The sequence below is a fragment of the Streptomyces sp. NPDC059957 genome, assembly GCF_042730015.1.
Classification (GTDB): domain Bacteria; phylum Actinomycetota; class Actinomycetes; order Streptomycetales; family Streptomycetaceae; genus Streptomyces.
This window is the reverse complement of sequence record NZ_JBHWMB010000010.1, coordinates 33,042-55,739: the sequence shown is the minus strand read 5'-3', so window position 1 is coordinate 55,739 and position 22,698 is coordinate 33,042. Positions and strand designations below refer to the sequence as shown.

General features: G+C 72.5%; 23 protein-coding genes. 8 read left to right on the top strand and 15 right to left on the bottom strand.

The annotated features are described in order from the left end of the window. Positions 1-79: 79 nt before the first annotated feature. The 4 genes from ACFWBW_RS09425 to ACFWBW_RS09410 all read right to left on the bottom strand — a co-directional run bounded on the left by ACFWBW_RS09425 (position 80) and on the right by ACFWBW_RS09410 (position 3,920). Complete coding sequence (locus ACFWBW_RS09425) at positions 80-760, bottom strand: (2Fe-2S)-binding protein (protein ID WP_385369975.1); 681 nt, start codon at positions 758-760, stop codon at positions 80-82. Between the two features lies 1 nt (position 761). Then, positions 762-1,310: a hypothetical protein gene (locus tag ACFWBW_RS09420; protein WP_385369973.1), complete on the bottom strand. Its 549-nt coding sequence runs from the start codon at positions 1,308-1,310 to the stop codon at positions 762-764. Positions 1,311-1,470: 160 nt separating this feature from the next. After that, entirely contained in the window at positions 1,471-2,523 is a 1,053-nt protein-coding gene (locus ACFWBW_RS09415; protein WP_385369971.1) for an SIS domain-containing protein, read from the bottom strand. 74 nt (positions 2,524-2,597) lie between these two features. Continuing rightward, positions 2,598-3,920, bottom strand: coding sequence for a PTS transporter subunit EIIC (locus tag ACFWBW_RS09410; RefSeq protein WP_385369969.1), 1,323 nt, complete (start codon positions 3,918-3,920; stop codon positions 2,598-2,600). 207 nt (positions 3,921-4,127) lie between these two features. On the opposite strand from ACFWBW_RS09410, the gene ACFWBW_RS09405 reads away from it, so the two are divergent. After that, positions 4,128-4,895 (top strand): GntR family transcriptional regulator, encoded by a 768-nt coding sequence (locus ACFWBW_RS09405; protein ID WP_385369967.1) that lies wholly within the window; start codon positions 4,128-4,130, stop codon positions 4,893-4,895. Between the two features lie 112 nt (positions 4,896-5,007). Here ACFWBW_RS09405 and ACFWBW_RS09400 read toward each other — a convergent pair whose 3' ends face one another. Further along, positions 5,008-5,814, bottom strand: coding sequence for an alpha/beta fold hydrolase (locus ACFWBW_RS09400; protein WP_385369965.1), 807 nt, complete (start codon positions 5,812-5,814; stop codon positions 5,008-5,010). Between the two features lie 140 nt (positions 5,815-5,954). Between ACFWBW_RS09400 and ACFWBW_RS09395 the strand changes: the two genes are divergently transcribed. Next, entirely contained in the window at positions 5,955-6,641 is a 687-nt protein-coding gene (locus ACFWBW_RS09395) for a GNAT family N-acetyltransferase (RefSeq protein ID WP_385369963.1), read from the top strand. Between the two features lie 108 nt (positions 6,642-6,749). On the opposite strand, the gene ACFWBW_RS09390 is transcribed toward ACFWBW_RS09395, so the two are convergent. Then, positions 6,750-7,778, bottom strand: coding sequence for a TolB family protein (locus ACFWBW_RS09390; protein WP_385370134.1), 1,029 nt, complete (start codon positions 7,776-7,778; stop codon positions 6,750-6,752). A 268-nt stretch (positions 7,779-8,046) separates the two neighbouring features. On the opposite strand from ACFWBW_RS09390, the gene ACFWBW_RS09385 reads away from it, so the two are divergent. Then, positions 8,047-9,297 carry an alpha/beta hydrolase gene (locus ACFWBW_RS09385; RefSeq protein WP_385369961.1) on the top strand — a complete coding sequence of 417 codons (1,251 nt, stop codon included), beginning with the start codon at positions 8,047-8,049 and terminating at the stop codon, positions 9,295-9,297. Here the strand turns inward: ACFWBW_RS09385 and ACFWBW_RS09380 are convergent. Further along, on the bottom strand, positions 9,275-10,783 hold the full coding sequence (locus ACFWBW_RS09380) for a carboxylesterase/lipase family protein (RefSeq protein ID WP_385369959.1): 1,509 nt from the start codon (positions 10,781-10,783) through the stop codon (positions 9,275-9,277). The genes ACFWBW_RS09385 and ACFWBW_RS09380 overlap by 23 nt on opposite strands. Positions 10,784-10,949: 166 nt before the next feature. Between ACFWBW_RS09380 and ACFWBW_RS09375 the strand changes: the two genes are divergently transcribed. Both ACFWBW_RS09375 and ACFWBW_RS09370 read left to right on the top strand, forming a co-directional pair. Beyond that, positions 10,950-11,342, top strand: a complete 393-nt coding sequence (locus ACFWBW_RS09375) for a hypothetical protein (protein WP_385369957.1) — start codon at positions 10,950-10,952, stop codon at positions 11,340-11,342. A gap of 154 nt (positions 11,343-11,496) precedes the next feature. Further along, positions 11,497-11,781, top strand: coding sequence for a chaplin (locus tag ACFWBW_RS09370; RefSeq protein WP_385369955.1), 285 nt, complete (start codon positions 11,497-11,499; stop codon positions 11,779-11,781). An 84-nt stretch (positions 11,782-11,865) separates the two neighbouring features. Here ACFWBW_RS09370 and ACFWBW_RS09365 read toward each other — a convergent pair whose 3' ends face one another. Together ACFWBW_RS09365 and ACFWBW_RS09360 are read right to left on the bottom strand one after the other, a co-directional pair. Next, positions 11,866-12,729 (bottom strand): tyrosinase family protein, encoded by an 864-nt coding sequence (locus tag ACFWBW_RS09365; protein ID WP_385369953.1) that lies wholly within the window; start codon positions 12,727-12,729, stop codon positions 11,866-11,868. 6 nt (positions 12,730-12,735) lie between these two features. After that, positions 12,736-13,122 (bottom strand): tyrosinase family oxidase copper chaperone, encoded by a 387-nt coding sequence (locus ACFWBW_RS09360; RefSeq protein WP_385369951.1) that lies wholly within the window; start codon positions 13,120-13,122, stop codon positions 12,736-12,738. Between the two features lie 296 nt (positions 13,123-13,418). On the opposite strand from ACFWBW_RS09360, the gene ACFWBW_RS09355 reads away from it, so the two are divergent. Continuing rightward, on the top strand, positions 13,419-14,645 hold the full coding sequence (locus ACFWBW_RS09355; RefSeq protein ID WP_385369950.1) for a hypothetical protein: 1,227 nt from the start codon (positions 13,419-13,421) through the stop codon (positions 14,643-14,645). Between the two features lie 10 nt (positions 14,646-14,655). Here ACFWBW_RS09355 and ACFWBW_RS09350 read toward each other — a convergent pair whose 3' ends face one another. The 3 genes from ACFWBW_RS09350 to ACFWBW_RS09340 all read right to left on the bottom strand — a co-directional run bounded on the left by ACFWBW_RS09350 (position 14,656) and on the right by ACFWBW_RS09340 (position 17,000). Next, positions 14,656-15,507, bottom strand: coding sequence for a YhjD/YihY/BrkB family envelope integrity protein (locus ACFWBW_RS09350; protein ID WP_385369948.1), 852 nt, complete (start codon positions 15,505-15,507; stop codon positions 14,656-14,658). A 120-nt stretch (positions 15,508-15,627) separates the two neighbouring features. Then, positions 15,628-16,239: a trimeric intracellular cation channel family protein gene (locus ACFWBW_RS09345; protein WP_385369946.1), complete on the bottom strand. Its 612-nt coding sequence runs from the start codon at positions 16,237-16,239 to the stop codon at positions 15,628-15,630. Between the two features lie 158 nt (positions 16,240-16,397). Then, positions 16,398-17,000 (bottom strand): sigma-70 family RNA polymerase sigma factor, encoded by a 603-nt coding sequence (locus ACFWBW_RS09340; protein WP_385369944.1) that lies wholly within the window; start codon positions 16,998-17,000, stop codon positions 16,398-16,400. Between the two features lie 87 nt (positions 17,001-17,087). Between ACFWBW_RS09340 and ACFWBW_RS09335 the strand changes: the two genes are divergently transcribed. Beyond that, positions 17,088-17,915, top strand: coding sequence for an alpha/beta fold hydrolase (locus tag ACFWBW_RS09335; RefSeq protein WP_385369942.1), 828 nt, complete (start codon positions 17,088-17,090; stop codon positions 17,913-17,915). A 13-nt stretch (positions 17,916-17,928) separates the two neighbouring features. Here ACFWBW_RS09335 and ACFWBW_RS09330 read toward each other — a convergent pair whose 3' ends face one another. Genes ACFWBW_RS09330 through ACFWBW_RS09320 form a run of 3 tightly spaced genes read right to left on the bottom strand, consistent with a single transcriptional unit; the run spans position 17,929 to position 21,244 of the window. Next, a complete protein-coding gene (locus tag ACFWBW_RS09330; RefSeq protein ID WP_385369940.1) occupies positions 17,929-19,059 on the bottom strand; it encodes an acyl-CoA dehydrogenase family protein in 1,131 nt (376 codons plus the stop codon). Then, entirely contained in the window at positions 19,056-20,249 is a 1,194-nt protein-coding gene (locus ACFWBW_RS09325) for an acyl-CoA dehydrogenase family protein (protein ID WP_385369938.1), read from the bottom strand. The genes ACFWBW_RS09330 and ACFWBW_RS09325 overlap by 4 nt, the downstream gene beginning before the upstream one ends. Next, positions 20,246-21,244, bottom strand: a complete 999-nt coding sequence (locus ACFWBW_RS09320; RefSeq protein ID WP_385369937.1) for an NADPH:quinone oxidoreductase family protein — start codon at positions 21,242-21,244, stop codon at positions 20,246-20,248. The genes ACFWBW_RS09325 and ACFWBW_RS09320 overlap by 4 nt, the downstream gene beginning before the upstream one ends. A 300-nt stretch (positions 21,245-21,544) precedes the next feature. Here ACFWBW_RS09320 and ACFWBW_RS09315 point away from each other — a divergent pair, with 300 nt between their 5' ends. Beyond that, positions 21,545-22,654, top strand: a complete 1,110-nt coding sequence (locus tag ACFWBW_RS09315) for a hypothetical protein (protein ID WP_385369935.1) — start codon at positions 21,545-21,547, stop codon at positions 22,652-22,654. Positions 22,655-22,698: the final 44 nt, after the last annotated feature.

Below are 22,698 nucleotides of genomic sequence, written 5' to 3'. Positions count from 1 at the left end.
CTTCCGGCCTTCCGATCAGTGGCACCACGGGGGCCACCGGAGAGCGGCACGACCGCTCCCCGGTGGCCCTTGCCACTTTCTACCTGGTGCGCAGCACGCAGTCCCCGCAGAGCCCGCCGCCCGGCACCTTGTAGTACAGGCAGCAGCTGCGGCGTACGAAGGCCACCCCGAGGCCGGGTTCGTGGAGATAGGTGCCGGTCCCGCCGAGCGGGCCGCCGTCGGCCAGGAGTCCGGCGGCGATCAGCGCCGCCGCCTCGCCCGGCACCCGGTCCGTGAGTACCCGGACGGCCCCGACCAGCCCGGAGGCGGCGTTGCCGCGCAGCACCCGCGGCGAGACGCCGAACCGCTCGCGCAGCGCCGTGTCGAGCACCGCGAGGTTGCCGAGCACGGTGTCCGCGAGGGCCCGCGCCGGGGTTTCCCCGGGGAGTTCGGCGGGCTCGGGCAGCCACAGCTCCAGCGAGCCCGCGCCGGGCAGCCGCCACCACAGGCCGCCGGGTCCGAGGTCCGGGACCCGCCCGGAGAGCACGGCGCAGCCGAGCCCGAGCGACCAGAGCCGCGAGACGATCCCGAACTGTGCGGTCGAAGCCGCCACCCGCCCGGGCCCGCTCCCGATCCGCCGGCCGACCTCGCCGACGTAGGCCCCGAGCTGCTCCCCGTACAGCTCGTCGAGCGGCCGGAAGCCGGGGCCGGGCGGCTCCTTCCCGTAGGCCACGGTGAAGAAGGGGCCGACCGAGCGCAGCTGCTGCAGTACGCCGTCCACGTCAGGCTCCGTAACCGTCGTCGGGCAGGCCCGGGTCCGGCTCCGGACAGGCGCCGTGATTCAGGCCGTACGTGCCTGCCTTCTCCAGCGGCCAGTCCGACGTGACCGGGTCCTCGTCGTCGGGCGCGACGAAGACGAAGTCGGCGACGATGCCGGGTGCCGGGTCGGTCAGGAGCGTGCGCTGGTCCGGCAGCGTCGGCGACCACTGCGTGCGCCAGGCGATTCCGGCGGTGGTGAGGGCGGCGGTGAACCGTGACTCGGTGACCGGCGTGGTGACGGTGTAGCCCGGTTCGCGGCCGGCCCCCGGGATCTCCAGCCCGTCGCGCCAGACGGGTACGAACATCCGGTCCAGCAGTCTGCACCGGCAGAAGACGATCTCCAGACCGCCGTAACAGAACCAGTGCGGCCAGCGGTGCTTGTCCTGGATCCGCCCCGACCACTCGGGCTTCCCCTTCGCCGCGATGAGATCGGGCAACCGGGCACCGACGAAGAAGTCTCCGAACCGGCCGGTGGCGGCGAGGCGGACGAGGTCGGCCGACAAGGGATCCATCCCCGCATGATCCCAGGCCGCCCGCGCGCGTCTCGCGCCGGGGAGCGGCGCGGGGTGCTGCGAGGGCCGGCCCGCGCGTGCCACGGCCCGCGGGATCCGGAGGATCCGCGGGCCGTGGGGTCGGTGCCGGTTGCCGGTGGAGGTTGCCGGTTGCCGGGGCTCAGGCCTGGGTGAAGGCCGCGACCTCGAAGTCGGACATGTCGAGGCCGCCCTGCTTGGTGTCGTCGTTGGCGAAGACGAAGGACTCGATCGGGACGTCCCGCTCGGCGCTGAGCTGGGCGACCAGCTCCTGGAGGACCACCGTCTCCAGGACCACCCGGACCGCGTCCGCGACCTCGGGCAGACGGACGACCGACAGGCTGTCCGCCGGCTCCACCTCGGCCGTGGTCATCAGCAGCGTGAGGTGGCCGGCGCCCGCCAGCGAGCGGGCGAGCTCGATCTCGCGGCCGTCGCCGTAGACGAGGTGGAGGGTGTTGCCCGCCGACTCCATCTCGCCGTGCAGGTAGTTGCGGGTCGCCGAGTGCGCCGCGGTCATCCGCACCACCTCGCGCAGCAGCAGCGAGCCCTCCTCGGCGGAGGCCCGGGAGGCCCCGGCCGCCACGCCGTCGGAGGCGATACAGCGGGCGCCGCGCTCCCGCAGGCCCGCCACGATCTCGGTGGCCTGCGAGTGGATCGCGGTGGTCTGCTCGGCGATCTCGCCCCACGGGTCGCCCGCGCGGCCCGCGACGGCGCCGGCGATCAGGTCGAGGGCCACGATGGTGCCGGTGTAGCCGATGGTCGAGGCGTACGAGTCGGGCTCGTTGCCGAGGTCCACGGTGAGGTCGGCGAGGTCGCCGAGCGGTGAGGGGACCACGTTGAGCAGCGCGGTCTTCGTGATGCCGGGGGCCGCGCACTCGAAGGCGGCGATGGTCTCGGAGCTGCGGCCGCCCTGGGAAACGGCGATCAGGCAGTCGGTGTCGAAGCCGCCGGTGCCGTTCTCGATCTCGCTGGACAGCACGCGCTGGGTGACGATCCCGGCTTCGCGCAGCTGCTGCACGGGGACGGCGAGGGCGGCGTACGAGGCTCCGATGCCGGTGAACAGGGGGCGCTCGGCGGCGCACAGCCCGGCGAGCTCCGGGGAGGCGAGCTGGGTACGGACACGGTCGGCGATCCGGGCGAGGGCTGCGCCCTGGTCGGCCTGGCCTTCGAGGAACGTGATGCGGGATCCGGACATGGTGGGGGGTCCTTAGCGAAGTCTGGGGGTCGCCCGCCCCCGCCGGTTCTGGCGGGCGGGGGGGGGTGGTTCCACTAGGTGGCGGGAGGTTCCGCGGGGGGGTCAGGTAGGGCGGGGCCGGTTGGGGGAGGACCATCCAACCAGGCTTCGGAAGCTTCGGCCTTGGTGAGCGGGTTGCCGTCTTCGTCGCGTTCGCGGCCCGGGGTCGGAAGGTCGAACTTCACGATCGCCCAGCGGAAGAGCACGTAGTAGATGGCGGCGAAGGCCAGGCCGATCGGGATGAGCATCCAGGGCTTGGTGGCGATGCCGTAGTTCACGACGTAGTCGATGGCACCGGAGGAGAAGCCGAAGCCGTCGCGGATGCCGAGGGCGTAGCAGACGGCCATCGAGACGCCGAAGAGGAAGGCGTGGACCGCGTAGAGCAGCGGGGCCACGAACATGAAGGCGAACTCGATGGGCTCGGTCACGCCGGTGACGAAGGAGGTCAGGGCGACGGAGATCATCATGCCCTTGACCATGACGCGGTTCTCGGGGCGGGCGGTGTGCGCGATGGCCATGGCGGCCGCCGGGAGCGCGAACATGTAGATCGGGAAGCCGCCGGTCATGAACTGGCCCGCGGTCGGGTCGCCGGCGAGGAAGCGCGCAATGTCCCCGTGCACCTCGGCGCCGGTGGCCGGGTTGACGAAGGTGCCCGCCTCGAACCAGGGGAAGACCGAGAAGAAGTGGTGCATCCCGATCGGGATGAGGGCCCTGACGACGAGGCCGAAGAGGCCCGCGCCCCAGGCGCCGGTGCCGACCAGCCACTCGCCGAAGTGGAAGAACCAGCCTCCGACGGTGGGCCAGACCACTCCGAATACCACTCCGATGCCGACGCCCGCGAAGGCGCTGAGGATGGGCACCAGTCGGCGGCCGCCGAAGAAGCCGAGCCACTCGGGCAGCTTGGTCCGGCTGAAGCGCTGGTAGAGGAGGGCTGCGACCAGGCCCATCACGATGCCGCCGAAGACCTTGGCGTCGAGCGGCTCGCCGTCCACGCCCTTGGGGAAGGCGGGGCTGGCGAGCACGGCCTTGAAGACGAGGTAGCCGACCACGGCCGCGAGTGCGGTGGAGCCGTCCGACTTCTTGGCGAAGCCGATGGCCACGCCGACCGCGAAGAGCAGCGGCATGTGGGTGAAGACGGTGTCACCGGCAGCCGCCAGGACGATCGCGAGCTTCTGGATGATCAGCGGGAAGTTCTCGCGGCCCAGCAGGTCGGCGCCGCCGAGGCGGGTCAGCAGGGCGGCCGCCGGCAGCGTGGCCACGGGCAGCATCAGGCTGCGGCCGATGCGCTGCATGACCGGCATGATCCGGCCCGGCTTCTTTCCGGCGGCCGGTGTGACCGCGGCGGTGGCCGTACTCATCTGGTGCTCCTCGTCGAGCGGGGTGGTGGGGACGACTCGAAGGTAACCAGTGGTTTTGTATTGGTCAACAGTGGTCTCTTGTGGTCTTTAAGAAAACATCAAGGTCGGGCCCTAAGTCCTGGAAGGGTCCCGACGGCCTCGCGACAGAACCCCCACCCCACGACCGGCACCCGAACCGAAGTGGTAGCAAGTGGTATGGTTCGATCCATGACCGACGACGCTGCCATCGCCGCCACCGCCTCGACCGCCCGTGCGGCCGACCCCCTGTGGACCCAGGCCGCGGACCGGATCCGCGAGGAGATCGCCCGTCGGGGACTGTCCGAGGGCAGCAAGCTGCCGCCCGAGCGCGAGCTGTGCACCCGGCTGGACGTCTCCCGCGTCACCCTGCGCCGCGCACTCGCCCACCTCGTCGATCAGGGCCTGGTCACCGCGTCCCACGGGCGCGGCTGGTTCGTCGCGGCGCCTGTGGCGCCCACGCCCGCCCGCGAGTGGCCCAAGGACCTGGAGTCCTTCACCGCCACCGCGCGGCGCAAGCACATGCGTGCCAGCTCGGTGGTCCTGCGCCACGACACCGTCACCGCGTCCCTCGACGACGCCGACCGCCTCGACGTGCCCGCCGGCATCCCACTGCTGCGCCTGGAGCGGGTCCGGCTGCTCAACGACGTGCGCATCGCCGTCGACCGGACCCTGGTGGTCGCCGAACTCGCGCCCGACCTCTCCCGTACGGACTTCCGCGAGGCCTCCCTCTTCGAGGAACTGCGCCGCTGGGGCGTGGAACCCGACCGCGCCGAGGCGACCATCGAGGCGCGCAACGCCGACGGGGAACTCGCCGGGCACCTGGGCATCGCCGAGGGCGCACCGGTGCTCGTACTCGACCAGACGGTGTACACCAAGGACCAGCGGCCGCTGCTGCTGTCCACGGTGGAGTACAGCGGGGACCGCTACCGGCTGCGCACCACCCTGCAGACAGACTGACACCGGCCGTCCGGCGCCCGATAGCCCCCTTCGTCACCCTTCGGACAGCCGAAAGCCCCGGCCGGGGCGGTCGTACGCCCGTCCGGGGCCCGGTGGCCGCGCGCGACGCAGGTCAGATTCCCGCGAGGAACTCCAGCAGCGCCCGGTTGAAGGCCTCCGGCTGTTCCACGCCCGGCAGGTGCCCGGCCCGCTCCACCACGGCGAGCACCGAGTGCGGGACCAGTGCGTGCAGGGACTCGGCCTCGGCGACCGGGGTGTAGACGTCGTCCCGGCCGACCACGATCAGGCAGGGCACCTCGGGCGGCAGCGCCGCGAGCACCGGGGCGTAGTCGGGCCGTTCGGCGCGCCCGCGCAGGGCGGCCGCCGCGCCCTCGGGTGCGGTCGCATACATCATCCCGGTGACCTTGGCCGCCGCGTCCGGCATCCCGGTCACGTTGTACGACGCGAGCATCTTGTCGATGACCTCGTCGGCATAGGGCTTCATTCCCTCTGCGAGGAGCCGTTCGGCAAGGTTCCGGCGGAAGGTTTTGCCGTCCTCGGTTTCCGGCGGAGAGGAGGTATCGGAGAGAACGAGGGCCCGTACCCGGCCCGGGTGGCGGAGCCGCATCTCCATGGCGATCTGGCCTCCCATGGACACACCGCCGACGACCGCCTGTTCGACGCCCAGACGGTCGAGCAGAGCAGCCAGATCATCGGCGAAGTCCGCGAGCAGCGTTTTGCCGGGCAGCACCGGACTTTTCCCGTATCCCCGCAGGTCAGGGGTGATCACTCGGTAACCGGCCGTGGTCAGCGCCGTCGCCTGGGGAGCCCACATCGAGTGGCTGAACGGATGTCCGTGGATCAGGATTACGGGGGCCCCGTCGCGGGGACCCGAGTCCTCAAAAAAGAGTGTCACGCCATTGCCAATTTGGGGGTTCATGAAAGGAGTCTAAGGAGCTACATTGAGCCACTCGCGTTCACCTGACAGCCCGTTGCCTTTCACTCGTGTTTTGCACGGGGGGCGACGTCAGGGACGCAGACTGTGCAACCACCCCACCGCCTAGAAGGACCGAAGGCTCCGTGCCCGTACCCGTACTCCTCGCCGGCCGCTCCGTGCGGCTTGAGCCCCTCGCCCCCCACCACACCGAGGCCTTGGCCCTGGCCGGGGCCGAGGATCGTACGACTTACGCCTTCACCCCCGTACCGCACGGGCTGCAGGCGTCACACGAGTACATCGACCGTGCCCTCGCCGATCAGGCGGCGGGTCGATCGCTCCCGTTCGCGGTGGTCAGAACCACCGACGGTCGGGTGGTCGGTTCGACCCGGTTCCTGGAACTCGACTACTGGCAGGGGCCCCTGGTGTGGCCCGCCGTGCCCGGCGTCCCGTTCGGCGATCCGGCGACGGCGATCCCCGATGCCGCCGAGATCGGCAATACCTGGCTGTCTCCGGCGGCCCAGGGCACCGGCATCAACACCGAGGCGAAGCTGCTCATGCTCCGCCACGCCTTCGAGACCTGGGGTGTCCGCCGGATCTCGCTGCGCGCGGACGCCCGCAACGGACGCTCGCGTGCCGCGATGGAGCGGCTCGGCTTCACCAGCGAGGGGGTCCGCCGGGCCCATTCGCGGGGCCTGGACGGAGCCGTGCGCAGTACGGCCTTCTACTCGATCCTCGACGAGGAGTGGCCGACCGTGCGGTCGGTCATCGAGCTGCGGCTGTCGGCCGCTGCGCAGCGCAAGCGGCGCCGCAAGACGCTCATCCCGGCGTAACGGTCCTTCGCCGGACATCCGCACGCCCGGCCCACGCCCACGCCCACGCCCACGCCCGCACCCTCGCCCACGCTTCCGTCCCCGTCCCCCGTCCCCGCCTGCCCGGTGTCAGCCGAGGAAGGCGGGGGCGAGGGCCGAGGTCATCAGCCGGGCCGGGGCCCCGCCGCCGTCGGCGGGCAGGGAGTACAGGTCCGCGCCGAAGTCCCCGGGCAGGGAGTAGACGACGGTCCTGTCGTCGGTCCACACCACCTGGTCGTCGACGCTGCGCTGCTCGGCGAGCGGGACCTCGGCCAGGGTGGCGAGGTCCAGGGCGTACAGCCGCCACGGCGCGTCCGCCGACAGGCCCGGCACCCTCTTCTTGAACACCAGCCGGGTTCCGTCGGGCGACAGCGACGGGCATTCCAGGTTCTCGCGCAGGGTGGTCACCGTGCGCGCCGCGAGGTCGCCGCGGACCAGGTGGGTCCGGCCGGCGGTGCCGAGCGTCGCGTAGAAGGTCCGCTCGTCGGCGGCGAAGGTGACCCCCCAGAAGTTGACGTCCGCGTTGCGGTACGTCCTGCCGTCCTTGTGGATGGTGAAGTCCTCCAGCGAGGCCTCGTACGTCCCGCTGCGCAGGTCCAGCAGGGAGGTCCGGGTCGAGAAGTTCGTACCGGCGTACGAGTCCCCGCCGACGAAGACCGTCCAGGCGACGAGGTGTCCGCCGGGCGAGACCCGGGCCCGGGTCGGGATCCCGGCCAGCGGGCGGGAGGCGACCTCCTTCAGCCGGGCGTCGAGGACCACCGCCTTGTAGGCGTCCTGCACCCCGCCCTTGTCGGCCTGGAGGCAGACCCCGGTGCCGGCCGCCGCGTGGAAGCGCAGGCAGCTGACCCCGGAGGCGGTACGCGGACCTTCGGGCGCGCCGGCCTGGGCGGTGGCGAGCTCGTCGCGGTGCGGGCCCCATGCCATGTTCCGGAACACGATCCGCCGGCCGCCCTCACCTGCGGCGAGGGACACCGGGCCGGGGGCGATCGGCGGCCCGCCGGCCTGGACCCGGTTCTTCTGCTCGGCGTGCGAAGAGGCCCGTACGACGGCGAGCGCACCGATGGCGGCGAGCAGGAGGACGCCGGAGACCAGGATCAGGATCCGGCGCTGGAGGGGCATACCGAACACGGACGTTACCTCCGGGCAGGGGGCGGGGCGGCGCGGAGGTACCGTACCGACCGGCATGTGCGGAGGCCAGGGATAGTCACGGATGGCCGGTGAACAGACCGGAACGCGGCACAGCCTTTGCGCGCCGGGCAACGCGCTCCTCCCCGGAACCTCAAGAGAGGTAAAAATCGGGAACCCGTGGGCACGTACGCTCATCTTTCGATCGAAAGCAGTCCCACCCCGCCCCCACGGGGCAGCACCAGCCGGAGAGCAACCGCACATGTCGCACGCACCCGACGGACAGCAGCAGCCGTACCGCTCGGAAGGGCCCTACCAGCAGCAGCCATACGGCGAGCCGTACGACCAGCAGTACGGACAGCAGTACGGACAGCAGTACGAGCAGCAGTACGGCCGGCAGGACGATCGGCCGCTTCCGCCGCCCCCCGGTGAGCCGCGCCGGCCGTCCCGGGTCCGGCGGTGGGTGATCGCCGGTGCCTCCGTCCTCGCGCTCGCGGCCGTCGCCTCGCTCGTGATGAGCCACTACGAGATACCGCCCTTCACCGACAAGGGCGACTCGGTCTCCTTCGGGCAGCTGCCGCCGTCCGGCTCCGCCGGGGGCGACACCGGTGGAGCGGCGGTTCCCACGCCGCCGCCGAACTCGAAGATGTCGATGCCCACCGGCCCGGCTGCCGACTTCAAGAACTCGATGACCCTGTCCGACGGCACCCACGTCGCCGTCACCACGCTGACCGGCAAGAAGTCCGGGTTCAAGGGCAAGGTCTGGGTGTGGGCGCCCAAGGAGTACAACGACCCGAAGTTCGCCAAGAGCGGCTTCCCGGTCATGATCGCGCTGCCCGGCGGCGCCGGTTACCCGAACAACTACTGGATGGGCACCGACCTGGGCCTCCAGACCAGCATCAGCAAGTGGTACTCCCAGGGGAAGAGCAAGCCCTTCATCCTGGCCATGCCGGTGCTGAACCCGGGCCCGGACGACAAGGGCATCTACTGGGACGGCTCCGACATCCCGGGCCAGCCCAAGATGGGCACCTGGCTCACCGACGACGTCCCGGACCTGATGCGGCAGAACTTCCGCACGGTCAAGTCCCGTGACGGCTGGGCCTACATGGGCTCCTCCACCGGCGGGTTCGCCAGCCTGAAGGCCGTGCTGAAGCACCCGGAGAAATTCAAGGCCGCGATCTGCTCCGGTCCCGACATCGTCCCCGACTCCTCCCTGTGGAAGGGCCACGACAAGGAGAAGGCGGAGAACAACCCCGAGCTGCTCGCCAAGGCGCTGATCGCCAAGAAGGGCGGCCCGGACGTCTACCTGGCCTTCCAGGTCGGCACGAACGAGAGCAACAAGAGCACCCTGCCCAACGTGCAGAAGTTCATCGCCGACTACGGCAAGGGGCCGATCCACACCAACCTGAAGATCATCCAGGGTGGCCGGCACAACGCCAAGACCTACGTGCCCAACATGGGCGAGGGCCCGATCCAGTTCATCAGCAAGGTCATGGAAGGGCCCGTCGAGTAGCCTCCGCGCCCACGCGCACCGGCGCCGCACTCCCCGGTTCAGCGCTCCCTCGCTCCCCGCGCACCGGCCCGCCGAACAGCTTCGGCGGGCCGTCGCCCTTCCAGGGCGCCCAGCCCGGGTCCCCGTCGACGGCGAAGCGCACCCAGGCCCCGTGCATCTCCCCGGCCAGTTCCTGCGGGGCGTCCGGCCCGGCCAGCCAGGACGCCTCGGGAACGTCCAGGGTGTCGAATACGAAGCCCAGCTCCAGGGCGTGGCAGGACCCGAGGCACGCGACCCCGGACGGCCACGCGAACTCGTACACGAAGCTCGGCGCGCTCCGCCCGGCCGCGCCCGCCAGCGCGCGCAGCGGATCGCGCAGCAGCCGGTCGGTGAGCAGGTGGCCGAGGAGGTCGGCCGGTCCCGCGCCGGGCCGCTCCGCGCGCAGCGCCCGTACGGCGGCCCGGTCCTTGCCCGAGCGGATCCGGCCCAGGGCCACGGACAGCGGCCCGAGCCGGTCCAGCAGCCGCATCGTGCCGGTCGGGGCCAGCCAGAGCCGGTACTCCTCGGCGGTCCAGCCCAGCAGCAGCGGTACGTCGCCCCGCGCGGCCGCCGCTTCGAGCGGATCGGGCGGCAGCGTCTGCGGGTCGGCGACCAGGCCGAAGGCGGGCCCGCCGAGCAGCGGTGAGGAGCGGCGCAGTACGGCCGCCTGGGCGGCGAGCAGATCGGGCAGGGCCGCCCGGGTGAAGGCCTCGGCGGTGGCGGGGACCTTGAGCAGCGCGGCCATCCGCCGGACCATGGTGCGCACCTTGTCCCGCGGCAGTGCCTCGGGGGCGCCGCTCTGCAGGACGGCCTGGTGGAAGAGGCCGGCGGCACGGGGGGCGGCGAGCAGGGCGCCGATGCTGATGGCTCCGGCGGACTCGCCGAAGACGGTGACCCGGGCGGGGTCGCCGCCGAAGGCCGCGATGTTCTCCCGGACCCAGGCCAGGGCTGCGATCTGGTCGAGCAGCCCGCGGTTGGCGGGGGCGTCGGGAAAGAGGCCGTAGCCGAGGACGCCCAGGCGGTAGTTGACGGAGACGAGCACCACCCCGTCGCGGGCGAAGGCCGAGCCCTCGTAGACGGGCACGGCCGAGGAGCCGCGGGTGAGGGCGCCGCCGTGGATCCACACCATGACCGGCAGCCGGGCCGAGGGCGCCGGCTCCGGGGTCCACACGTTGAGGTTCAGGCAGTCGTCCCCGGGGACGTCGGGGTCCGGCAGCAGCGCGGCGAACGCCTCGGGGTAGGGCACCTTGGGCGCGGTGGGCCCGTACGCTCCCGCGTCGCGGACCCCGTCCCAGGCCTCGGGGGGCTCGGGCGCGGCGAACCGGAGGGGCCCGACGGGCGGGGCGGCGTAGGGAATGCCCCGGAAGACGGCGATGCCGCCCGGCCCGGTCCTGCCCTCGACCTCGCCGTGGGCGGTCCGGACCCTGGGACGGGCCCGGTCCGGGGTCCCGCTCGCCGATGCGGCCATCACGTCCTCCTGCTGTCGGGGCTCTTGGGGGGGCAGGGCTCATGGTGCCGGGGCTCCCGGGGGCGGGGCTCCCGGAGGCGGGCTCAGCGCCGGTCGCACCGTCGCACAGGCATGCGCGGGGTGACAAGGCGTGACCCCGCCGGGGGCGCGCCGGGTTGGGCGGGGCATGCGATCCCTGTCTCTCCCCCACACCATTCGGAACCTCGTCCGGGCCGGATCGGTCCCCGTCCTGCTGCTGGCGGCCACGGCCGGGGCGGCGGCCGGCGGCAGCGCGTACGCGGCCGACGGCCCCAGCGCAGCCCTCGGGACCCCGACGGCCGTCGGGCCCGCCTTCCAGTACCTCGGCACGGACGACCGCCCGCACGGCATCGACTCCCCCAAGGGCTGTGTCGCAGCCCTCGGAGGCGGCGGCCGGGCGGTGACGAACAAGACGAACCGCTCGGTGGCCCTGTACCGGGAGCCGGGCTGCGTGGGCACCCCGGTGGAGGTGCTGGCACCGGGCGCGGTCAAGCCGGTGCCCCGGTACTTCTCCTCCGCCCGTTTCTCGGCCGGCTCGTAGTCCGCGACCTGCCTTGGCCCGGGATCACAGGACGGTCCGAGATCACCGGCGGCTCAGCGGCCGTGACCCTTGGGCGCTCTCCGCGTTGTATGCCATGTCAAACGCCGCAACTTCTGTTTCCTGCGGCACCCCCATTCCTCTCTAGGAGATTTTGATGTCGCGTATCGCGAAGGCATTCGTCATCACCGCTGCCGCCGGTAGCGCCCTTGCCGCCGGTGCGGGTCTGGCTGCTGCCGATGCCGGAGCGTCCGGTGCGGCTGTCGGCTCCCCCGGTGTCCTGTCGGGCAACCTGCTCCAGGTTCCGGTGCACGTCCCGGTCAACGTCTGCGGCAACACGGTCAACGTGATCGGCCTGCTGAACCCGGCGTTCGGCAACACCTGCATCAACGCGTCGGGCCACGACGGCGGCCACCACACCGAGGGCAACTACGGCGGCTGAATCGCCTGGTGACCCGAAGGGCCCCCGCCGGACGGCGGGGGCCCTTCCTCGTGTCCTCGGGCTGCGCCACCCGCCCGCCGGGGCTCACTCGTAGCGGTAGAGCCCCTGGTGGCCGAGCATCTCGCGCGGGGTGACGTCCCACGGCGGCATGGGCTCGTCGAGGGCGATCACCCGGCCGCGCTGGAGGTCGCCGAGCGCGAGCGGGGCGGCGGGCAGGTAGCCGGAGGCCGGGTGCCGCTGCTGCCAGCGGTCCCAGAGCAGGTCGACGAAGGCGTGGTGCAGCCAGAAGGCCGGGTCGTTCGGGGCCGTGCCGCCCGTCATGTGGCCGCCGATCCACTGGTGCACCTTGTTGTGGTTGCGCCACTTCTCGCTCTTCGGGGCGGCCCAGCCCTCCAGCTTGTTGCGGAAGCCGCCGCGCCCGGCCGTCGAGTCCCAGGGCGAGCTGTCGTACAGCGGGTCATCGATCGCCCACTGGAGTTCGGCCCGGGTCGGCAGGCTGATCGGGTTCGCGGGCCGGCCCAGGTTGCGGGTGAGGAAGGCGGCTTCCGTGATGCCGACCGTGACCGTCCAGTTGCCCTTCCCGTAGGCGAACGGGCCGGTCATCACCTGGCGGTCGCTCTCCCGGCCGGTCCCGCCGAGGAAGTCCTCCGCCCACAGGGAGGAGGCCGGACTGTTGTCGGTGGTCCAGTCCCAGTAAGGGATGGTGACGCCCGCGTCGACGCTCTGGAGCTGGCGTTCGAACTCCAGCAGGTAGCGCCGGTGCCAGGGGAAGAAGGACGGCGACATGTGCCCGACGCGCAGTTTGCGGTCGCGGTCGGGAACGAAGTACTTGTCGTGGGTGCGGACGAACGCGTCGTAGGTGCCGCTGCGCTTGAGCTCGATCACGGCCGCGGTGAAGCGCTTCTTCTGCGCGCTGGTCAGGTTCTTCTGGTTCTGCCGGGTGTACACGCCCTGCTACTCCTGTCGCCCGTGGTGTGCGGCGGCGAACGCCAGCTGGGTGGTGCCCAGTTCGTCGACGGCCGCGCGGGCGAGCTCCAGCGGGGTCGCGTAGGACTGGAAGTGGTTGATCCCGCTGAGGTACGTGCCGTCGGAGCGGCGCATGACGTGCAGGGCGCGGCCGTCGATCCGGACGCTGGTCCCCGCGGCGTCGACGGCGATGTGCCGGCCGCGGTACGTCTCCTCGCCCGCCGGAATCAGCGGGGCCGGGGTGAGGGTCTGGCGGGGACGGCGGGCGCGCAGTACGGGGGCCAGCGCCGCGGCCGTGCCGGCGAACACGGCCGCGGTGAAGGCCGTACGGAGAACCGCGCGGCGGGTGAGTGGTGCGGCGGGTGCTGCGTACATACGGTCTCCCTCGCTCGGTGGCCGGTGGCTACGGGTCTAACGCGGCGCGGCGGGCGAGGTCACCGGGGAGACCGGCGCCGTTTCGTGTGGTTGTCGGAGGAACCGGGCTTCGTCGGCGGTGCGGATCACCCGGTGAGCCCAACCGAACGCGCTGCTCAGGCGGCCTTGTGTGTCCCATGGGACACACGCACGTCTTCTCGTGCACCGTCCCCGGGAGTGCCATGAGTGTGCCGTCCGATCTCCCCGACGTAGTGCCCGCACCGGGCCGGACGGGCGCCTCGCGTGTCCGGAGGATCGTGACGAGCACCGTTTCGGCGGTGCTGATCACGCTCACGTGCATCCTCGTGCCGGTCTCCCTGGTCGCCGTCTGGGTGCACGACATCGTGCTGGACACCGGCCGCTACGTGTCCACGGTCTCCCCGCTCGCCTCGAACCCGGCGATCGAGGCGGCGGCCGTCCACCGCATCACGGAAGCGGCCGATGTCCGGGTCGACGGTGCCCAGGTCACATCGGACCTGGCGAAGTGGCTGGAGGCCCAGGGCTTGCCGCCCCGCGTGGGAACGGCGGTCAAGGCGCTGGGGCCGCAGCTGGACTCGGCCGCGGACGCGGCCGTCTCCAAGGTGGCGACCCGGTTCGTCGAGAGCGACCGGTTCGAGACCGTCTGGACCACCGCCAACCGCGCCGCCCACACCGCGGTGGTGCACGCGCTGACCGGTGAGGGCCGCGGGGCGGTGGGAGTCGAGGGAGGCACCGTCACCCTCGACGTCGGCGCCGCCGTGGAGAGCGTCAAACAGGACCTCGTGGAGGCCGGCCTGTCCCCGGCCGAGAAGATCCCCGACGTCGACAAGCAGATGGTGCTCCTCCAGTCGGACAAGCTGGAGAAGATCCGGGGTGCGGTCCACCTGCTCGACGTCGTCGGCAACTGGATGCCCGTGCTCACGGTCGTCCTCGGTGCCGCCGGAGTGCTCCTCGCCCGGCGCCGTCGACGCGCCCTGGTGACCACCATGCTGTGCGCGGCCGGCGCCTGTCTGATCGTCGCCATCGCTCTGGCCGTCGCCCGCCGGTACTACCTCGACCACCTCCCGGAACAGGTCCAGTCCCCGGCCGCGGCCTCGGCGGTCTTCGACACGCTCGTACGGTTCCTGCGCGCCTGCCTCCGCACCGCGATCGTCCTCGGGATCGTCGTGGCGCTCGGCGCCTACCTCTCCGGCGCCGGCCGCCTGCCACGCGGCGTGCGCGGCCGCGCCGAACGGGCGGCCGACTCCGCCGCCGTGTGGGGCGCCGCCCACGGAGTACACGCCGGGCGGGTCGGTACGTGGGTACAGGACCGTCGGCGCCCGCTCACCGTCGGCGTACTCCTCGTACTCGCGCTCGTGTTCGCGCTGTGGAACCACCCGACGGTGCTCACCGTCCTGCTACTGGTCCTCGTCCTGCTGGCCGTGCTCGCCATCCTCTCCCTGCTCGCCGCCGGCGGCCGCTGCGCCGGTCGCGCCAGCGGCTCCGACCGGGCCGGACCGGGGTAGCCTCGCGACGTCACGGCGTCGGAGGGTCCTCGGGCGTGCGGAGCCAGGCCGCCGGGAGCGGTTCGTGGGCCACCACGTACCCGACGGCGATGGCGAGGGTGACCACGATGAAGAACGCGATGAGCCAGGACAGCAGGACGAAGACCGAGCCGAGGCTGCCGAACTGCTGCAGGCTGCGATCCACGGCATGGGGCATGTAGACCCTCGACGCCACGGTCAGGACCTGCTCCCCGACCCCGGCCAGCAGCGCACCGGGCAGCAGCGGCAGCCACGGGATCCGGGAACCGAGCAGCAGGTGCTGCGTCCACCACCACAGCAGTGTTCCGCTGACCGCGGCGAGGGCGAAACCGGTGATCCGGCCGGTGCCGAACGCCGTCTGCACCAACCCCTGGAACAGCAGGGCGACGAGCCAGACGACGAGCCAGGCCAGCCACCGCCAGGCGGCGACCCGGGCCTTGGCCTTGGGCAGGTGCCAGGAGCGCTCGCACGTCTTCTGGAGGGCCCGGCTGCACGCGGTCGCCGACAGCAGGGTCACCACGATTCCCACCCCGCCGGTGCTCGCGACGGCCGTGCCGTCGGCGGCGGAGTAGACCGACTGCACCTGGTCCAGTGCGGCGTCCGTGAGCCCCAGTGTCGTACGGATGGACGTGACCAGCTGTTGCTGGAGCCAGTCGGGTGCGAGTGCCGCGATGACGAAGACGGCCGGCACCGCACCGAGGAAGGCCTGGGCGGCCAGCCTGGTCGCACAGTCCAGCACCCTGACCGTTGCGAGCTGCGCCAGGAGCCGGCCCAGCAGCGGGGTGTGCTTGCGCATCCACCCGGGAACGACGCGCAGGTGAGGGAACGCCTCCGGTCCGGACACGGTGGGACTCCTCGGGGAGCGGTTCCCGGCGGTTGTGACCGCCCTTCCCGAGAACAATGACGGAAAGAGCCCGTTTCCGGCATTTCGCCACTCCTTCGAGCGGCGTTGCTTGCGGCGGCGTCAGGCCGCGGTGCGCTGGAGCCGGGGCAGGTGCAGATCGCGGAAGATCGCGGTCATGCGCAGGGCGAAGACCAGGCCGGCCGACACCACGATGTTGGTGGTGTCCGGGACGTCGGCCCAGTGCAGGCCGAGGTAGGACAGCGCCCCGGCGAGGGCGGCGGTCGCGTAGACCTCTTCGCGCAGGAGCAGCGGCGGGAACTCCCCGCAGAGCACGTCGCGGACCACCTCGCCGGTGACGCCCGTCAGGACGGCCAGGATGAGCACGGCGACGGGGGTGACGTGCGCGTCGATCGCGGCGCGGGCGCCGATCACGGTGACGACGGCGAGGCCGACGGCGTCGACGACCATGAGCGCGCGCTGCGGGAGCTCCCAGCGGCGCAGGTAGAGCATGGTGGCGACGGCGACGGACCCGATGAGGACGAGCAGCAGCCAGTCGTGCGTCCAGTAGAGCGGGTGCCGGTCGAGGATCAGGTCGCGCAGGGTCCCGCCGGAGATGCCGGCCGCGAAGGCGAGGACGAGCCCGCCGAAGGGGTCCATGTTGGCGCGGTGCGCGGCGAGGACGCCGGAGGCGGCGAAGGCGGCGATGCCGAGGAGGTAGAGGGCGTGCAGCATGGCGCCTCCTTCGAGGGGTGGTGTGGGGGGACCCGTAGAGGTTGCCGGATCCGCCCGGGCGCCCGCATCGGCCGTTCGGCCAGGACGGCGGTGCGTCCAAGGCGGCGGTGCGGGTGCCGCCCGGGCCCCGAGCCGGGACCAACCCCGTGAGCCGGCCGTCAGGCCTCGTCGCCGAGCCGGTCGCGCTGGATCCGGTGTGCGAGGGTGCGGCGCACGGAGGCCGGGGCGTCCGTCGTGGCCCCCGAGGGGAGGTCGAGGCCCCGGCTGATCGCGTCGTACGCCTCCCGGTAGCCGGCGGGCAGTTCCTCGCGGTGCAGCCTCAGGTCCTCCTCCACGAGGCGCCGCAGCTCGTCCACGTCCCGGGGCGTGAAGCGCTTCTTCCCCCGGGCGACGGCATCGACGTGGCGGGCACAGCGTGCGGTGTCCGGGTACGCCTCGGCGATCTCCTCGGCCAGGCCCCACAGGCGCCCTTCGAGCCACGGCGCGTCGCTCTGGTCGAGGGAGAGTCCGATCGGCGGGAGCGGGTCCTCGGCCTTGTACTTCGCCACCTGCTTGGACACGGCGGGCTGACTCATGGCGGTGAGCTGGGCGATCGTGTCCTGGGTCCAGCCGAAGCCTGCGAAGACCTTGATCATCTCGGTGCGCAGCTTGCGCATCTCCTCGCCCGCGCGGATGACCTCGTTCATCTCCGCGAGCATCCGCCCGGCCTGCTCCTCCGTCAGCGACTCGGGGATCCGGCCCGCACCCTCTTCACCTGTCATAGCTCGGTTATACACCGGAACCGCGCCACGGCGACACGGCTTCATAACCAGGTTGTACAACCTGGTTATGAATGGCAGGCTGCACCCATGCCCACCTTCTGCGCACCCGACGGAACCCGGCTCGCCTACCGCACGGCCGGAGACGGCGAACCGGTGCTCTGCATCCCCGGAGGCCCCGCGGACTCCCGGTACCTCGGCGACCTCGGCGGCCTGTCCCGCCACCGCCGGCTGATCCTCCTCGACCTGCCCGGCACCGGCGGGTCGGCGGTTCCGCAGGACACCGCCTCCTACCGCTGCGACCGGCTCGTCGAGGACGTCGAGGCCCTGCGCGAACACCTCGGGCTCGACCGGACCGACCTGCTCGGCCACTCCGCCGGGGCGAACGTCGCGATGGGGTACGCGGCCCGGTACCCCGGCAACATCGGCAAGCTCGCCCTGATCGGCCCCGGCACCCGGGCCGTCGGGATCGAGATCAGCGGCGACACGCGGCTCGAACTCGCGCGGCTCCGCAAGGACGAGCCCTGGTTCCCGGCGGCGTTCGCCGCCCTGGAGGCCGTCTCCGCGGGCACGGGCAGCGACTGGGACGCCCTCACCCCCTTCTTCTGCGGCCGGTGGGACAGCGCGGCACGGGAGCACCACGCGGCCGGCCGGCCGCTCAACGGGGATGCGGTCGCCCACTTCGGCGCCGAGGGCGCCTTCACCCCGGAGACCACCCGGGCCGCGCTCGGCGCCTTCGAGGCGCCCGTGCTGCTGCTCACCGGGGAGTTCGACCTGAACAGCCCGCCCCGGTCGACGGCCGAGCTCGCGGGACTGTTCCCCGGCGCCACCCTCTCGGTGCAGCCCGGAGCGGGCCATTACCCCTGGGTCGACGATGCCGAACGGTTCGCGGCGGCCGTCGACGCGTTCCTGGGGTAGCGGCCCGCTCGCCCTAGGGCGTCGGCGCCGGGAGCTCCGCGAAGTCCGCGACCAGGCCCCGGTGGTGGCCGGCCGTGCCCAGGGCCAGGGAGTCGGCCTTGGCCCGCTTCAGGTGGAGGTGCGCGGGGTGTTCCCAGGTCATGCCGATGCCTCCGTGGAGCTGCACGCACTCCTCGGCGGCCCGGACCGCCACGCCCGAGCAGTAGGCCTGGGCCACCGCCACCGTGAGCGGTGCGTCGGCGGCGCCGGTCGCGAGGGCGTCGGCCGCGGCGCGGGCCGCCGCGCGGGCGGAGGCCACGTCGAGCCACAGCCGGGCGAGGCGGTGCTTGATCGCCTGGAAGGAGCCGAGGGGGCGGTTGAACTGGTGGCGGGTGCGCAGGTACGCCACCGTCTCCGTCAGGCACCACTCGGCGGTCCCCAGCTGTTCCGAGGCGAGCAGTCCGGCCCCCGAGAGCAGGGCTCCGGCGATGGCCGCGCGGGCGGTGGCCGGGTCGGCGAGGCGGGTTCCGGTGGCCCCGTCGAGGGTGACGCGGGCCAGGGGGCGGGTCAGGTCCAGCGCCACGAGCGGGGTCCGCGAGACGCCCGCCGCGTCGGCCGGGACGGCGTACAGCCCGGTGTCGGCGAGGACCAGCAGCACGTCGGCGCAGACGGCGTCGGCGACCGAGGTCACGCTCCCGCTCAGCGACCCCGCGCCCGAGTCGCGGACCGGCGCCGGCAGCGGTGCGCCGGGGGCGAGGGTCAGGGGCAGTGCGGGCACGCAGATGCGGCGGCCCGCGGCGAGTTCCCGCAGGAGGTCGGCGGACTCGGTGCTCTCGCAGCCGAGCAGGATCTCCGTCGAGAGGACCGCGCTGGTGAGGTACGGGACCGGCGCCGCGGCCCGCCCGAGTTCCTCCAGGACCACGGCCGCCTCCCGGTGGCCGGCCCCCTGTCCGCCCAGCTTCTCCGGTACGAGGAGGCCCGCCGTGCCGATGTCGGCGGCGAGCACCCGCCACAGCTCGGGGTCGTGGGGGCTGCCGCCCTCGATCCGGGCGAGGACGGCCGCGGGGCCGCAGCGGGCGGCGAGCAGGGACCGTACCGCCGTGCGGAGTTCCTCCTCGGTCTCGGAGTACAGCAGGTCCAGCGGGGCTGCGGCGGGAGAGCTCATCGGGCCAGGTCCTTCCACGCGAGGTCCTTGTCGTCGCGCGGCTCGGCGGGCAGGCCGAGGACGCGTTCGGCGACGATGTTGAGGAGGATTTCGCTGGTGCCGCCCTCGATGCTGTTGCCCTTGGCGCGGAGGTAGCGGTAGCCGGCGTCGCGGCCGGTGAAGTCGACGATCTCGGGGCGGCGAAGGGTCCAGTCCTCGTACAACAGACCCTCCTCACCGAGGAGTTCCACCTCCAGACCGCTGATCTCCTGGTTGAGGCGGGCGAAGGTCAGCTTCATGCCCGAGCCCTCGGGGCCGGGCTGGCCCTGGGCGAGCTGCTGGCGCAGCCGCTCGCCCGTCAGCCGGGCGACCTCGGCCTCGACCCACAGTTCGAGCAGTCGCCCGTGCAGGTCGTGCGTGCGCAGCTCCGGGCGTTCGCGCCAGGCGGCGGCGACCGGGGCGATCATGCCGCCCTCGCGCGGGATCCGCATGCCGCCGATGGAGACGCGTTCGTTCATCAGGGTGGTGCGGGCCACCGCCCAGCCCTGGCCCACCTCGCCGAGGCGGTGGGCGTCGGGGATCCGGACGCCGGTGAGGAAGACCTCGTTGAACTCGGCCTCGCCGGTGATCTGGCGCAGCGGACGCACCTCGACGCCCGGGGCGGTCATATCGCACAGGAAGTAGGTGATGCCCTGGTGCTTGGGCAGCGCCGGGTCGGTGCGGGCGATCAGGATGGCCCAGCGGGCGGTGTGCGCGCTGGAGGTCCACACCTTCTGGCCGTCCACCACCCAGTCCTCGCCGTCCCGCACCGCGCGGGTGCCGAGGGCGGCCAGGTCGGAGCCGGCGCCTGGCTCGCTGAAGAGCTGGCACCACACTTCCTCACCGATCCACAGCGGGCGCAGGAAGCGCCGCTTCTGCTCCTCGGTGCCGTACGCGAGGATCGTGGGCGCGGCCATGCCGAGACCGATGCCGATCCGGCGCGGGTCGTTGTCGGGCGCTCCGGCGACCTCCAACTCGGCGTCCACGACGGCCTGCAGGGAACGGTGGGCGCCGAGTCCGCCCAGGCCCTCGGGGTAGTGCACCCAGGCGAGTCCGGCGTCGAAGCGGGCCCGCAGGAACGCTCCGCGCGCGGTGGTGGCGGGCGGGTGCGCGGCGAGCAGTTCCCGTACGCGGGCGAGCACTTGGTCGGCGGTGAGCGCGGCGGCCGTCATCGGGAACCTCCTGCGGGAGAGCCGAGCAGGACGGTGTCCAGGGCCGGTACGACGACCAGCCGGCCGGTGGTGGTCCCGTCGGCGAGGCGCTGCACGGCGTCCGCGGCTCCGGCGAGCGGTACCCGTTCGCTGACCAGCGGTTTGATGGAGCCGTCGGCGGCGAGCCGGGTGAGCTCGGCGTGGCAGGCGGCGATCGCGGCCGGGTCCTTGGCGGCGTACAGGCCCCAGTGGAGGCCGAGGATGGCGTAGTTCTTGACGAGGGCGTGGTTCAGCGCGGGCGCCGGGATGGTGCCGCTCGCGAAGCCGACCACGATGATCCGGCCCTCGAAGGCCACGCACTTGGCCGAGGCGGTGTAGGCCTCGCCGCCGACCGGATCGTAGACCACGTCGGCCCCGCGTCCGCCGGTGAACTCCTTTACGCGGGCCACCAGTTCCTCGCTGGTGCGGTCGATGACGAGATCGCAGCCGAGCTCCTCGGCGGCACGCACCTTGGCCTTGCCGCCGACGACCCCGATGACGGTGGCTCCGGCGGCCTTCCCGAGCTGGACGGCCGCGCTGCCGACCCCGCCGGCGGCGGCGTGCACGAGGAGGGTCTCGCCGGCCTGGAGCCGGGCCCTGCGGTGCAGGCCGAACCAGCCCGTCTGGTAGCCGATGTGCAGGGCCGCAGCCTCGGCGTCGTCGAGGGTGTCCGGGGCGGGGAGCAGGGCGCGCGCGGGGGCGGTGACGTACTCGGCGAAACCGCCGTGCGGCAGGCTCGGGTTGGCGATGACGCGGCGGCCGTCGTCGGTCTCGCCGCAGATCTCGACGCCCGGGGTGAAGGGGAGCGGTGGGCGGATCTGGTACTGGCCGCGCACGAGCAGCGCGTCGGGGAAGTTGACGTTGGCGGCGAGCACCTTGAGCCTCACCTCGCCCTCGCCGGGCACCGGTTCGGGCACCTCTTCGAGGCGCATGGCCTCGCGGGGCTCGCCGGGGGTGTGTACTCGCCATGCCTGCATCCGGGGCCTCCAGCCGCCGACGGGAACCACGCCTCGCGGGCATACTAAGCGGTCGCTTGCGTCTCTGTGAACCGCTGGGACCGGGTGGAATCCGGACGGGAATCCCGGCGGGGACCCGGCGGGAATCCCGTGAGAGCCCGACGCGGACCCGCCGGGAACCCGGCGGACCCGGAACCTCCTCAACCACTCCCGCAAATCAGGCCACTTCCCTCACACATTCGGGCAGCATGTGGCGTGCACGTGTCATGACTTAACGGGGAACAGCACAAGTCCAGGGGGAACCACCACATGAGAAGAAGCATGTCCGCGACCGCTGCCGCCGCCGTCCTGGCGGGTCTGGTCACCGCGGCGGGCCCGGCCACGGCCGCCGAGGCGAAGTGCACGCCGAAGATACAGGTACTGGGACATCTGGCGCCCGATGCCTACTTCCCGGAGAGCGCGACCCAGGGGGTCCTGGGCCTGGGCGCGGGCAACCTCTCCGTCGGCTTCTCCGGCAACAAACCGGTGTACTGGACCGGCACCAGGCTCCACCGGGTCCCGCTGGCCGACTCCACCCGCACGGGCGAGCTGATCGCCGTCAACAAGAACGGCCTGATGCTCGGCCGGGTGACCGGCGAGACCGGTTACCTCTTCACCTACCGGGCCGGGGACGCGGCGGTCACCCCGCTGCCGGGGAGCGGCTGGCCGGACATCGAGGCCGATGTCAACGACGCCGGATACGTCGTCTCCACGACCCCGCAGGGGATCGGCACGGTCTGGAAGGACGGCCTGAAGGTGCGCGAGCTCCCGCTGCCCGCCGACAGCGGTCCCGGGACGCGCATCAAAATGGTCACCGCCGTCAACACCGCGGGCGACGTCCTGGGTCTGGCGGAGCAGGACTACGAGGTGCCCGAGACGGGCCAGCACAAGTGGTGGAACTATCCGCTGATCTGGCCCGCGGACGGCTCGCCGGCCCGGGCCCTGGCGCCGAGCGGCGGCGGTGGGTTCGAGGACAGCTACGTGCAGGACATGGACGAGAGCGGCCGGGTCGTCGGCTACAACTGGCTCGGCCCGTGGTACGAGTACAAGCCCTTCGTCTGGACCCCGCCGCACACCGGCCCCGCCTCCTCCCCCGGGGTGCTGAACACGCACCCGTACGGCACCTTCGAGGCGATCAGCCCGACGACCGGGGTGAGCGTCGGCACGGCCAAGTTCCACCCGGAATCGCAGACCCTGCCCGACCAGGCGCAGTTGTGGCCCGGCGCCGGTCCGGTGCTCGCGCTCCCCCGCCTCTCGGCGAACGGCGCCAGCACGGCGGAGGCCGTCTCCGACGGCGACCGGGTCGGCGGATCGGCCGTGAACGCGAACGGCAAGCTCAGGCCGGTCATCTGGACCTGCGCGAGCAAGCAGGCGTACCTGCCCCAGCAGTAGGGCACAGCCGTAGGGCCCGGCCGTAGGGCCCAGCAGTAGGGCAC

Bases quoted from the DNA above. Each gene is read 5' to 3' on its own strand.
- ACFWBW_RS09420 (WP_385369973.1), bottom strand. From the start codon at position 1,310: ATGGATCCCTTGTCGGCCGACCTCGTCCGCCTCGCCGCCACCGGCCGG.
- ACFWBW_RS09415 (WP_385369971.1), bottom strand. From the start codon at position 2,523: ATGTCCGGATCCCGCATCACGTTCCTCGAAGGCCAGGCCGACCAGGGC.
- ACFWBW_RS09410 (WP_385369969.1), bottom strand. From the start codon at position 3,920: ATGAGTACGGCCACCGCCGCGGTCACACCGGCCGCCGGAAAGAAGCCG.
- ACFWBW_RS09405 (WP_385369967.1), top strand. From the start codon at position 4,128: ATGACCGACGACGCTGCCATCGCCGCCACCGCCTCGACCGCCCGTGCG.
- ACFWBW_RS09400 (WP_385369965.1), bottom strand. From the start codon at position 5,814: ATGAACCCCCAAATTGGCAATGGCGTGACACTCTTTTTTGAGGACTCG.
- ACFWBW_RS09390 (WP_385370134.1), bottom strand. From the start codon at position 7,778: ATGCCCCTCCAGCGCCGGATCCTGATCCTGGTCTCCGGCGTCCTCCTG.
- ACFWBW_RS09385 (WP_385369961.1), top strand. From the start codon at position 8,047: ATGTCGCACGCACCCGACGGACAGCAGCAGCCGTACCGCTCGGAAGGG.
- ACFWBW_RS09380 (WP_385369959.1), bottom strand. From the start codon at position 10,783: ATGGCCGCATCGGCGAGCGGGACCCCGGACCGGGCCCGTCCCAGGGTC.
- ACFWBW_RS09375 (WP_385369957.1), top strand. From the start codon at position 10,950: ATGCGATCCCTGTCTCTCCCCCACACCATTCGGAACCTCGTCCGGGCC.
- ACFWBW_RS09370 (WP_385369955.1), top strand. From the start codon at position 11,497: ATGTCGCGTATCGCGAAGGCATTCGTCATCACCGCTGCCGCCGGTAGC.
- ACFWBW_RS09360 (WP_385369951.1), bottom strand. From the start codon at position 13,122: ATGTACGCAGCACCCGCCGCACCACTCACCCGCCGCGCGGTTCTCCGT.
- ACFWBW_RS09345 (WP_385369946.1), bottom strand. From the start codon at position 16,239: ATGCTGCACGCCCTCTACCTCCTCGGCATCGCCGCCTTCGCCGCCTCC.
- ACFWBW_RS09340 (WP_385369944.1), bottom strand. From the start codon at position 17,000: ATGACAGGTGAAGAGGGTGCGGGCCGGATCCCCGAGTCGCTGACGGAG.
- ACFWBW_RS09335 (WP_385369942.1), top strand. From the start codon at position 17,088: ATGCCCACCTTCTGCGCACCCGACGGAACCCGGCTCGCCTACCGCACG.
- ACFWBW_RS09330 (WP_385369940.1), bottom strand. From the start codon at position 19,059: ATGAGCTCTCCCGCCGCAGCCCCGCTGGACCTGCTGTACTCCGAGACC.
- ACFWBW_RS09325 (WP_385369938.1), bottom strand. From the start codon at position 20,249: ATGACGGCCGCCGCGCTCACCGCCGACCAAGTGCTCGCCCGCGTACGG.
- ACFWBW_RS09320 (WP_385369937.1), bottom strand. From the start codon at position 21,244: ATGCAGGCATGGCGAGTACACACCCCCGGCGAGCCCCGCGAGGCCATG.
- ACFWBW_RS09315 (WP_385369935.1), top strand. From the start codon at position 21,545: ATGTCCGCGACCGCTGCCGCCGCCGTCCTGGCGGGTCTGGTCACCGCG.